At 66.8% G+C, this 2,949-nt stretch carries 3 protein-coding genes and 1 pseudogene; all 4 read right to left on the bottom strand.

The window, feature by feature from the left end; all coding sequences use genetic code 11:
* Positions 1-294 precede the first annotated feature (294 nt).
* A complete protein-coding gene (locus AAH979_RS42765) occupies positions 295-987 on the bottom strand; it encodes a hypothetical protein (RefSeq protein ID WP_346263828.1) in 693 nt (230 codons plus the stop codon).
* 139 nt (positions 988-1,126) lie between these two features.
* Positions 1,127-1,660, bottom strand: coding sequence for a hypothetical protein (locus AAH979_RS42760; protein ID WP_346263827.1), 534 nt, complete (start codon positions 1,658-1,660; stop codon positions 1,127-1,129).
* Positions 1,654-1,860, bottom strand: a complete 207-nt coding sequence (locus AAH979_RS42755) for a hypothetical protein (RefSeq protein WP_346263826.1) — start codon at positions 1,858-1,860, stop codon at positions 1,654-1,656. Before AAH979_RS42755 ends, AAH979_RS42760 begins: the two co-directional genes overlap by 7 nt.
* 244 nt (positions 1,861-2,104) lie before the next feature.
* A pseudogene (locus AAH979_RS42750) lies at positions 2,105-2,932 on the bottom strand (MATE family efflux transporter); the annotation flags it as partial.
* Between the last annotated feature and the right edge of the window lie 17 nt (positions 2,933-2,949).

The raw sequence follows: 2,949 nt of genomic DNA, 5'->3' as shown, positions 1-2,949 counted from the left end.
TAGAAGTTCTTGGCACAGGCAGAGGCTCTTGCCGCGCAGTGGCATGGAGGCGCCGCCAGTTGACAGGTATATGCGGCTACGGCACCTCGGGCAGTCCTCGTATCAAACCGAGCGCTGAGCGGTCGGAGGTACGAACGAGCGGCTTGTCCAGGCTGACCGGCACCACGCCTCCTCCGTCGGGTCCGGCCGCCCGGTCAGTGGCGCAGTTGGCGGGAGAGCGCCCGTACGGATCGTTGAAGCGCCACGGAGCACACTTGCCGTAGACGGTGACCATATATTCGACAGTTGGCCTAGCTACCTGAGGCGTGCCGCCAGGCGACGCCGAAGCGGCTTGTAGTCATAGTCGGGAAATAGGTCGGGGAAAACGTTCAGCATGTTGCTCAACCGCTCACCGATACCCCCGAAGTCATCGCCCCGCAACCTCACGTCCGTGAAGAGGTACTGCCAACCGAAGGTACCCTTCGTCACACGAAGCGCTTCCATGTATCCGCGGTAATCCAGGTCCAGTTTCCAAACCCCCCGAGAGCCGTGATCGAACCAGATCTCGGGATTCACCGTCCCAGGACCTGGCTGTATGCGTACGGCTGCCAGGGTGCCCACTCCGCTGTCCGGAGTTCCGTCGATGGTCCGCAGCTCGTACTCGAGGTCGGGGTCGTCGATCGGTGACTCCGTCCACCCCAGTTTGGGCGGCGCCTGCTCGATCTCCAGCTGGATACTCGCGATGTGGAACTCTCCCGATATGAAGGGGTACTCCTCCGTGGTCCGCCAGGAGCTGCCTATTCCACTAAACCGCGTATACAGCTCGCGGAACGACGGATCGAGGTGGACACCATAGTCATCGGCGAGCTCGCTCATGGCTTCCGACGCGTCACCCAAACTGTCGTCGATCGGGCCGTTGTACTCGTTGTACACGTGGATCGCCGGAGAGTTCCTCAGCTCTGCGAGGAGGTCCAGCCACGAGCTTTCCTGAGGAGTTAGGGAAGACATTTTGGTTCCGTTCCATCAGAGGACGTCGGCTCAGTTTCCGAAGGTGACCTTGCCACCCGCCTTTCCTGACCGGCTCGACCATCTCTTGCCGCTCCTTGCGGTTCGCGCCGTTCTGCACCCCGACTTGGGCCACGGCGGCTCACCTGCGTGGTGTGACGAGGGCATCGCGGGAGCCGTCGATCAGGGCCCGTCCGTCGAGGGGCTTGTCCAGGCTGACCGGCACCACGCCTCCTCCGTAGGGTCCGGCCGCTCGGTCGGTGGCGCAGTCGGCGGGAGAGCGCCCGTACGGATCATTAAAGCGCCACGGGGCGCACCTGCCGTAGACGGTGACCGTCACCCGCTCATCGCCCTGGTCGAGGGTGATCCGAGTGGGGAAGAACGGCCACTCCACGTACAGCAGCAGGTTGGTGTCGTCGGGCAGCTTGTCCAGCCCGGTCGGGCGCCCGTCCGATCCGGGCTCCATCGCCTTGTACCCCGTCACCTCGATCGGGAAGACCACGTCCGACCGAAGGCAGACGAAGACCCGCACGGTGCAGTCCGGCGATTCGACGGGATCGCCGACGTAGTACATCCTGCTGCCGGACCCGCCCCACGGCTCGGTCTCCACCCGGGAGGCCGCAGTCCAGTTGACGGTGGCGCCGCCGACGACGCTCAGGATGACGAGCGTCACCACGACCCAGAACCTCGCCAGATCCGTCCGGCGGTGCTCAGCTCGATCCGGTGCCCGTCCTGGTACTGCCACCCCACCAGCGCGCGTTCCTTGCGCCACCAGTAGTCGGGTGCGATCAGTATCCACACGAACCACCCGAACAGCAGGACGAGCCCGATGTACACCGGCCACCCGACGCGCGTCGACACGTCGATCCGGTCCACGACGCCGAGTATCCCAGCACGGCGCAAATCGCCCGGGTAACCACCGTCAAGATCCGGCGAATCCGCAGGGTAGGTCTGACCAGATCCCCGCCGTGTCGGTCAGACCTCACCTACGAATCGCAGGTCACCGCACCGAGCCGATCGGAAGTCCATGTCATGTCGTACCCGGTCGGCAGGCGGCGCCACCGACAACGGCTCCGGCGTCCCACCCACCCCACAGGGTCAGCGGGTCGCCGAGCACCAGCCAGCGCCCGGAGCGGATCCGCAGCAGCAGGCCGATCAGCCGGATCACCACGAAGAGGGTCAACCCGGCCCAGATGCCACCGAGACCGAGGTAGGTGAGCCAGATCGCCGGCAGGAAGCCACCGAGCGCGCTGAATACGGTGAGGTCGCGCAGGTATCGGACGTCCCCGGCGCCGATCAGCACCCCGTCGAGGGCGAAGACGACCCCGGCCAGCGGCTGCATCGCGACGAACCAGGGCCAGGCGAGCAGGGCCTGGTCGCGTACCTGCGGGTCGGCGCTGAACCAGGCCGGGATGAGCCCGGCACCGGCCCCGATGAGCACTGCGAAACCGACCCCGCAGAGCCCGCCGAAGACCGCGACCCGCCGGGCCAGCAGCCGGGCGCTCGCCGCGTCGCCGGCCCCGAGCGCCGCCCCGACCAGCGACTGGGCGGCGATCGCCAGCGCATCCAGCAGCATTGCGGTGAAGAACCAGAGTCGCAGCGCGACCTGGTGGGCGCCGACCACCGCGACCCCGAACCGGGCCGCCACGGTGGTCGCCGACAGGAAGCTGACCTGGAAGGCGGCGCCCCGGATCAGCAGGTCCCGGCTGAGCATGTCGATATCCGCGATCGCCTCACCGCCGTCGGCGACCATCACCGCAGGGTCGACCAGCACCCTGCCCCGGTCCCGGCCAGGGACGAACTCTCGCCGAGCCACCGCCACCGACAACGCCTGTGTCAGCCCGCTGCGATCAGCCAGCAGCCGCAGCAGCGCCGCACCCACGTGCGGAACCACGCCACGGCCACCGGCCTCAACGGACAAGCCCTTGGACCAATCGGTAATCTGCACCTACGAAGTGCCTCTAA

This window comes from Plantactinospora sp. ZYX-F-223 (assembly GCF_039649625.1).
Classification (GTDB): Bacteria; Actinomycetota; Actinomycetes; order Mycobacteriales; family Micromonosporaceae; genus Plantactinospora.
Note: the sequence above shows the minus strand (reverse complement) of the source record. Positions and strands in the feature narration are given on the sequence as shown.